General features: G+C 49.2%; 5 protein-coding genes. 2 read left to right on the plus strand and 3 right to left on the minus strand.

The genetic code is table 11. The features are described 5' to 3' along the window. Window positions 1-129: 129 nt before the first annotated feature. Both Q0668_RS03950 and Q0668_RS03955 read right to left on the minus strand, forming a co-directional pair. Window positions 130-903, minus strand: a complete 774-nt coding sequence (locus tag Q0668_RS03950; protein ID WP_298860143.1) for a 3-oxoacyl-ACP reductase family protein — start codon at window positions 901-903, stop codon at window positions 130-132. 84 nt (window positions 904-987) lie between these two features. Then, window positions 988-2,565 carry a hypothetical protein gene (locus Q0668_RS03955; protein WP_298860146.1) on the minus strand — a complete coding sequence of 526 codons (1,578 nt, stop codon included), beginning with the start codon at window positions 2,563-2,565 and terminating at the stop codon, window positions 988-990. Between the two features lie 373 nt (window positions 2,566-2,938). Here Q0668_RS03955 and Q0668_RS03960 point away from each other — a divergent pair, with 373 nt between their 5' ends. Next, window positions 2,939-4,339, plus strand: coding sequence for a DUF1501 domain-containing protein (locus tag Q0668_RS03960; protein WP_298860148.1), 1,401 nt, complete (start codon window positions 2,939-2,941; stop codon window positions 4,337-4,339). A gap of 294 nt (window positions 4,340-4,633) precedes the next feature. Further along, window positions 4,634-6,025 carry a magnesium transporter gene (gene mgtE, locus Q0668_RS03965; RefSeq protein ID WP_298860149.1) on the plus strand — a complete coding sequence of 464 codons (1,392 nt, stop codon included), beginning with the start codon at window positions 4,634-4,636 and terminating at the stop codon, window positions 6,023-6,025. Window positions 6,026-6,110: 85 nt separating this feature from the next. Here mgtE and Q0668_RS03970 read toward each other — a convergent pair. After that, window positions 6,111-8,848, minus strand: a 2,738-nt coding sequence (locus Q0668_RS03970; RefSeq protein ID WP_298860151.1) for a PVC-type heme-binding CxxCH protein, incomplete at its 5' end; no start/stop codon positions are given.

The raw sequence follows: 8,848 nt of genomic DNA on the forward strand, positions 1-8,848 counted from the left end.
CGAGAGCAGAGTCAAAATGCAGAGAGTGAGTATCCACTTGATTCGTATCATGATATTTCCTGACAGTCAGTCTGATACTTTGAAAATGCCTGAATCCTTTTCCAGTTGAGAGTGCCACCGCACATCGTTTTACGGCAACATGCCTCGTCCGCCACTGAGGACGAGCGTCTGACCTGTTGTAAAGTTACTCTCTTCAGATAGAAGAAACGCCACCATCGACGCCACTTCTGCTGGTTCACCCATGCGTGGAATTGGTGTCGCCTGAATGATTTTTTCGAGATCACCTTGATTGACGCCCGATAAAATTTCCGTCTCGATCAAACCCGGAGCGACCGCATTCACACGAACATTGTCGGCTGCCCAGGCGATCGCCGTACTTTGCGTGAAAGAGATTACGCCCGCTTTACTGACCGCATACGCAATTGACATGGGACGAGGTTGTAGGCCCGACAGAGAGCTCAAATTCACAATCCGACCAAATTTGCGTTTCAACATGCCATCCTTAACACGCCAGGTGACAAGGTATGTCCCCGTCAAATTGACATCCAGCATTTGACGCCATGAGTCTTCATCCATTTCCGTGTGCGACTGGTAAATAAAGATCCCCGAATTATTCACCAACAGCTCGACTTCGCCCAATTGGGTTTCTACTTCGCTTACCATTTGATCAACCTGCTCACTGCAGGAGACATCCCCCTGAACGATGATGCCTGCTCCCCCAATTGCCTCAATCTGTCGCAGGGTTTCCTCGGCATCTTCCTTGCCATTGAGATAACTAATGGCGACGCGGGCTCCTTCTTCTGCCAGGCGTAAGCAACAGGCACGTCCTATCCCACGCGAGCCTCCGGTCACTAAGGCCACACGATCTTGAAACCTCCGGGGATGAATATGTGTGTCTGACATTATCGTTTTTTCCAAACTGAGGAAATAGAAATTGCTCCCATCGTTTACACGATCGGTTTTTTTGATTCCATGTAGACAGTCGATTTACTGGCTTTTTGATTTCAAAATCTGCTTCGATATAATCTTGCCATTGAGCTTGCCAAATACGCCATCCCCCCATTTCACTGTCGCGTTTTGGAACGCTTCTGAATCATCGGACTGATAGTTTGCTTTCGCCAGAACTTCTCCCTCCTGGCGAATGAGGATTTGATCTTTTTCAATGACAAAATCCAGTTTGACAGCACGATCCTTCCATTTGATTTGCGCAGCCAGGTTTCCCGGCATCTCCATTTGAATTACTGCCCCGTATTCTTTTCGCTGCGGTTCTGTCAGAAAATCATACTTGTCAAACCATTGATACGTACCTTTACTCGAAGTCGAAAGCATGAGTGAATTGCCCAACGGAACCATGCCCGTTACACGTTGTCCCCAATGATTGGTCACTAATTTAAACCGTTTGGCTTCCGCTTCATAAGGATGCGTTGTTTTGTCTGTTAATTCGGGATGAGTAAACAAACGCCCCATTGAGTGCCATTTCTTTTCATCAAGGTTGTAGCGCCAGACTTCAGCCCAGGGCCATACACCCACAATCAGATCACCCCTGTAAATGGCCAGTGTCTGTGCCTCGCGTGCGCCCGATGACACCTCTGGTAGCTTCGGTGGCCAGCCTTTCAATCGTTTTAATTCCTTGCCTTGATATTCAAATAATTCGCCCGTCGGATATTGCGCCAGCAGCAATCGGTCATGAAAATTCATCATTGAATATACTTGAAAACTGACCCCTTTTTGCGCGGCCTGTAAAGTACTCCAGTGATTGTCACGAAACACATAGACACCGCCATAATTCGAAACCGTTAATACTTCATCCCCATATTGCCCCCAGGCAAACGGAGTGGCTCCTACGTACTTCGCATCTAAAATGACGGCTTGCTTCAAATTAATCGGCCCCTGGGAATCGCTGGTCCATGGGCAGGCATAGATTTTTGTAAAACCACCATTGTCTTTTCTGTGGGTATGATAAAAAAACAAATGACCATAAGCGTAGTAAAAGTTGTAATACGTACCCTGTTTCGGCGGATTTAAAATCACCCGATCATTGTAGGCCACCTGATTTCCTGTAAAGGTCAACGTCCCTTTACCGACTCGCATGATGCCATCGCCCGACCGAACCTGACCTGTTTGTGGAATCGGTGCATCGCTCCATTTTTGACTTTCCGCATCCCACAAGCGAACCGAGTCTTTCCCCGCTCTACTCCACGCCCTGATTTTTTGATTCAAGTCGATCAAATAGATTCCGCAATCCAAATCGGGATGAGGCAAACGAGCGACCTTAAATTGATCGGGAGCGTTCTGTGGCCGAACAAAGAATTGTAAGGTATGTCTGTCACTTCGAAAACGCGTGTTATAAACATCGAGAAAGCCGGCACCCGCAATGACCCGATTGTCTTTATCACGTACTTCAAACAACGAACCAAAACTCTGGCCAAGATCCTGGCCTAAATCGACCGTCATCGAATACGTGGTACTTGGTTCTGCAGAAATGGTACTTTCTGGCTGAGTATTCAAACAGAGAAACAGGACCACCAGAAACATCGATAATCTGCCGCGGCCTACAATTAGCATCACACGTCTCCTCATTTAATGCCAAACCAAAAAGGGGCTTCATCATTTCGGAAAAACGACAAACGAAGTAACACTCCAAAACAACCAATCTCATGACGATGGTGAAATTCAAATTGATTCACTCATTAGGACAACTGGTTTCATCACTGTGCGACTACCCATTCGTAAGATTTTATTGATTTCCCGGAGCGGTATCACTAATCCTCTCTGCAAATAACCGACTTTATTTGTCTGTTTCTCTGCTTGTTGTGTGTCATTCTGTCGATTATACTAGTATTAGTAAAGTTACGAAACCCACCGAGTAATCTTCGAGACCTCCTGTAAACAGGTTGAGTGAACTCCTGCCGCTTTGAATTTGACCAAAGGTTTTCTCATGAGTCCTGATCAGACTGGTTCTATTTTTTGTCCCGGCCCAATGTCCCGGCGTAGTTTTCTGGAATCTGGTTACCTGGCCCTGGGTGGTCTCGGATTATCAGACCTGCTCCAAAGTCGTGCACTGGCAGCAGCAAACACTCAGAATAAGAACGACGACACTGCAGTCATCTTCATCTGGTTACTGGGTGGACCGAGTCATATGGAAACGTATGACATGAAACCCGATGCTCCCAGCGATTATCGCGGCCAGCTCAGTCCTATCGCGACGAATGCCCCAGGCCTGGATATCTGCGAGCTCTTGCCCAAACATGCAAAAGTCGCAGATCGATTTTCAATCATTCGCTCTATCTCACATGAAGACTCACAACACGCGCGGGGTTCCGTTCGCTTCTTGAGTGGTCGAAAAACACAGAGCGTCAATCCCATTTCTGAATTTCCCACAGTCGGCCCTGTTGTCGCGAAAATGCGTGAGCATAGAAATGTAGGCGTCCCCAATTATGTTGCCAGTTCCGCTCGAGCCTATGGTGGGGGAAGTGCCTACCTGGGGGAATCGGCGATGCCTTTTGTCGTCGGAGGCAACCCTGGTGCGCCGGGTTATTCGGTACCAAATCTATCACTCGCCAATGGCTTGAAAAACCGACTGAATGACCGAATGAGTTTATTGAATGCTTTCGATAATTTGAGATCAGATATCGACTTGAAAGGCTCAATGGAATCTCTGGATGACATCAATCAACAGGCGTTGGGACTGTTGACGAGCGAAAAAGCCCGCGAGGCGTTTGACCTCACGCGCGAAAGTGATGCCACCCGTGACCGCTACGGTCGCCATAAATGGGGACAACGCGCTTTACTTGCCAGACGTCTGGTGGAAGCAGGCAGCAGCTTTGTCACCATGTATATGAACAATCCCGATGTCCCCGGTACTCAGAAAAACCGGATCCATGGTAACTGGGATATCCACGCCATCAACGGTGATTTGTATTACGATCTCGGAGTTCGCATGCCCCATTTTGATAGTGCGGTCGCCGCTTTAATCGAAGACATCTATGCTCGAGGGCTTGATAAAAAAGTGATGCTGGTGGTCTCCGGTGAATTTGGACGCACTCCTCGTATCACCGTACAACCCGGCACACGCAGCAAAGTGATGCAACCAGGCCGAGATCATTGGCCCGGTGCGATGTCAGTTCTGGTCTCAGGCGGCGGTGCCCCCATGGGACAAGTGATCGGTTCAACTACGGCCAAAGGAGAATACGCAAAGGATAATAAACTTGATCCGAACGACCTCCTGGCAACCGTCTATCGCTTCCTGGGAATAGATCATCATCACGAATTTCTCGATCGCAGTGGGCGCCCCATGCCGATTCTTCCCCACGGAACGCCCATCGCCGAGCTCATCTGAATCTCCCCGAGATGAGTCTTCTTTTCGGAACTTTGCTGCTCGGGGAAGAGCCGAATACATAAACCGCCCATTCTGAACATAGTCATATTCCATTCACAAGACTATAACAAAGATGTCACTACTTCAGTGATCGAGGTACGTGCCGTTTTATTACACTTTCGGAAACAGGTGAAACTTTCGCATGCAGAGAGTTTGATTTCTGCAGTACTCAATGAGTCTGAGTGTTTTGAGAGACTACTTCGCTTCAGATTCAAATGAAGTTGTTAAACGAGTCGCAGGAATGGAGATTACGAAATGCGTGAACCAACCGAAACCACAACAGGTGATAACGCAGAGCAACCGAATGCCTGGCAACTACTCGAACGAATTATAGCGGCCGAGGAATCCGATGCAGCCCAAAACTTTCTGAAGGAACTACCACCCGGAGAGGATGCGCGCGTGATGGCGCGTCTCTCGCATTCCGAACAGCAGAATTTTCTCGGGCTGCTTGACCATGAAAATGCGGCACGCCTGATGGAATCGCTTCCGGAAGTGCAAGCCGGTCAGTTACTTTCGGCTTTAACGCCTGAGCAAGCCGCTCATATCGTTGATGAAATGCATAGCGACGAACAGGTTGACCTGCTTCATCAGCTTTCGGATGTGCAGACCGAGGCTATCCTGCAGGAGATGGCTCCCGAAGAAGCAGAGAATGTTCGCTTTCTCTCACAATACAATGATCTCAGTGCTGGCGGACTGATGATCACCGAATTGCTTTCGTTTGAAGAGTCGCTGACCGTCGATGATGTCGTGTCTGATTTACGCAAGAATGCAGAAAAGTATGCTGCTTACGACGTTCAGTACAGCTATGTGATCGATAACGAGCATCGACTGATGGGAGTCCTGGGTTTAAGAGATCTGTTACTCGCACCTCCACAGCGTATGATTTCGGAAATGATGATCAGGAATCCGACCAGCGTACCCGTTTCTACAAGCCTGCAAGATCTACAGCACTATTTTGACTCCCACCCACTCTATGGTCTTCCGGTGATCGACGAAGATCAAAAACTAATTGGCGTGGTGCGTCGAGATGATGTGGAAAAAGCAAGTGAAGAACAGGCAGGCCGAACGTTTCTCCGTTTTGCCGGAATTATGGGGGGCGAAGAATTGCGCAGCCTGTCATTGAAAATCCGCAGCGCGCGGCGACTATCGTGGCTCAGCATTAACATCGTGCTAAATATAATTGCAGCCAGTATTATCGCCATGTATGAGGAAACTCTGTCGAGCGTGATCGCGCTGGCCGTTTTTCTGCCAATCGTATCCGACATGAGCGGCTGCAGTGGCAACCAATCCATTGCTGTCAGTACACGGGAACTCGTATTGGGTGTCATTCGCCCGCGCGACTGGTTCTACGTCTTCCGTAAAGAATTCGCATTGGGATTGCTGAACGGTCTCGCTCTCGGATTACTACTCGGATTCGTAGCCTACCTCTGGAAGGGTAACCCCTATTTAGGGCTGGTGATTGGTAGTGCATTGGCCGTCAACACCCTGATGGCGGTCTGCCTGGGCGCAGTGATTCCACTGGTACTAAAAGGCTTCAAACTCGATCCCGCTCTGGCCTCCGGACCAATCCTGACTACACTCACTGATATGTGCGGTTTCTTCCTGGTGCTCTCATTCGCACAAGCCATGCTGCCCTGGCTCATCTAAACTTCGTAAAGCGGAAGCTGGTCGTTCCCAGGGGATGGCCATACACCTGATGCGATAGAGTTTGGGCATAAAACGCTGACAGTGGTTAATGATGATGATGGAATGCAGCGTCTTTTGCGTTTCCTCCTGAGAGCACGTACGCGAGCAGATCAAGAATCTGTTCTTTGTCCAGCGTATTGAGCAAGTCGGCCGGCATGATGGAGACGGGAGAGGTACGTCGGAATTCGATAGCACTCTTTAGAACCTTCTGCTCCTTCACCTGGGGTGGTCCCGTTACAATTGTCATTGAAGTCTCATCTTCAGAGACAATGTTCCCATTGAGACTCCGTCCATCTTCCAGTACGAGAAGTACCGTTCTGTACTTGTCCTCAATTTTGCGGGAGGGCTCCAGAATCTCCGACAAAATTGCTTTGGCGTCGTTCTTATGCTTCTTCACAACTTCGTCAAGATTGGGACCGATGGAGAGATTTTTGCCGATGGTAACGCTGTTCTTATCCAGTTTGTGGCACTGTGCACAGGCAAGTTTCGTGAACAGCTCCTTCCCTCTGGAAAAAGTCCGATGTTGACCTACACGTTTCACGTCTTTATCCAGATCGGCCAGTTTCCATTTAGTAATCTTTGTTTCCTGTTCCGGATTTTTAGCGAGAAACTCCTTGAGATCGTTGGTCACGTACATCATTCCACGCATCAGCATGTGGTGGCCGGGAAAAGAGCAAATGTAAGGATACGCACCTTCCTTCGTGGGAGCGGTGAATTCGATCACTTCTTCCTGACCATGGTCGACGAGTTTGCTGGCCCAGAGAATTTCTTTGCTCTCTGGCACAAACCCGACTGAAAATCCGCTGGCTCCCAAAGCAATCGCCTTCAAACCAACTTCATCTGCTTTACCCGGGTTCACAAGCATGATGTTATGAGGCATATAATCTGGATTGGCAAACGTAAGTTTCACTTTCTTGCCAGGCTTCACGGTGAGTTTCGTCACATCGTATCTCATGCGCTCGCGAATCGTACCAATGCGAATCGTCGTGAGTTCAGGTGTATCGCTGAGAATGCCTGACTTTTGTGTCGCAGCTTCCTCAGATTCCGCAATCACTCCGCCACGCATAGTACTTTCGACGTTGAACCACAAATGCTTCACCGTATTCGCAGCAATACGAGCGTGCGGCTCGGGAGACTTCAAAAGCAGCCCCAGTAATTCAAGATTACGATCGTTGTGTTGCTGATGTAACCAGAGCGCTTCGAGTAAGTGATGTGCATCTTCTTTCTTGTTCGGATCAAATTGCTTGATCCACTCCTTCGTGGCCGCGATCACTGCATTCGTATCGCGTTCACTCAATTCAATTCGGGTACGATGGCGAATTCCATCGATGGGTGATTTCAAATTATCAAGCAATGCGGCAATCGGCTGGCCATCAATGGCAACCGGTTTTTGCAGAGGACGTCCCTTTGCAGTCATTCTGTAAATACGGCCATGTGCATGGTCGCGGTTAGGATCGCGAACGTTGTGCTGCATATGGCCAATGATCACGTTGTGCCAGTCGCAGAAATACAACGAGCCATCGGGAGCAAAAATCGCATCAGCGGGGCGGAAATTCTTGTCTCCGCTCATCATCAGACCTTTTGATTTATCATCCGTCTTGGAGCCGTCGGCGTTCAGCCTCTTGACCGTAAGATCGTCACCGGCAGGCTCGCCCCATACAGTACCTTTTTCGCCGTCGCGCGCCAGGTCATAGTGCTTGATACCAAGAAATCCAATCACGTTACAGATCAGGAAGTCGCCTTGCATTGACTCAGGGAAGTGAGCACTGCTGATCACTTCGCTGGCAGTCACGGGGCGAACTTCTTTCTTCAATAGTTCGTACATTTTGAACCCGGCTTTATCAGGACGAACCTGATACGCTCGGCCTCCGGTGCCATCGGTTGCGTAATGATAACCCCAGTAGTCAAACGAGATACCGTGCGGGTTGGGTGAATTGACTGCATGCATCGAGATCGTGAAACGCCGTGGATCAAAGCGATACATGGCCGATTCGCCAGCCTGAAGAGAAGGCCCCCATGGGTGCTCGTGGTTATGCACCATGAATACGCCGCTCTGCCAGTAAATGGCACCATCAGGACCATAGATCAAATTGTTCGCAGCGTGATGGGTATCTGAAGAATCAAGACCTTGCAACAAAACGGTGCGGACATCGGCCACGTCGTCGCCGTCGGTATCTTTGAGGAACACAATTTCCGGCGCGGAGGCAACCAGGACACCGCCATTCCAAAACTCAAATCCCAGTGGATTTTGGATACGAGCAAATTCAGTCACCCGATCCGCTTTGCCATCTTTGTTATCATCATGCAAGATGATCAACGCGTCGTCCATCTCCTTTAACGGTTCCCACTTGGGATAAGTCGGCCAAACAGCGGCCCAAAGACGGCCTTTGGTATCGAACTGCATTTGCACAGGATTAACCAGTTCAGGAAACTGTTTTTCATCGGCGAACAGGCTGACCTCAAAACCATCAGCGACGGCCATATGCTTGATGCCTTCCTCACCACTGATGTAGTTGAGATTCCCCTCTTTGATCGCGCTGGAACTCTTACTGCCTCCACCAACATTCGAGATCACCTTAACAGGCTGCGGCACATTGCTGTCGTCAACTTTAATGTCCTGACCTTTGGCGATGGCCCAGATACGGGCATCCCGATTCATCGTCATTACATCGAGCATTGACAGCTCGTGCTGCAAGACAACCGCGTTGGTTTGATCGTCCGTAAACGCGAGAATGGACCGGCCACCCCACACATCATTGCCATCACGAGCGCGATAGCGATTAT

It is taken from the genome of uncultured Gimesia sp., assembly GCF_937910335.1.
GTDB lineage: Bacteria > Planctomycetota > Planctomycetia > Planctomycetales > Planctomycetaceae > Gimesia.

Bases quoted from the DNA above. Each gene is read 5' to 3' on its own strand.
- mgtE (WP_298860149.1), top strand. From the start codon at position 4,634: ATGCGTGAACCAACCGAAACCACAACAGGTGATAACGCAGAGCAACCG.
- Q0668_RS03950 (WP_298860143.1), bottom strand. From the start codon at position 903: ATGTCAGACACACATATTCATCCCCGGAGGTTTCAAGATCGTGTGGCC.
- Q0668_RS03960 (WP_298860148.1), top strand. From the start codon at position 2,939: ATGAGTCCTGATCAGACTGGTTCTATTTTTTGTCCCGGCCCAATGTCC.
- Q0668_RS03955 (WP_298860146.1), bottom strand. From the start codon at position 2,565: ATGCTAATTGTAGGCCGCGGCAGATTATCGATGTTTCTGGTGGTCCTG.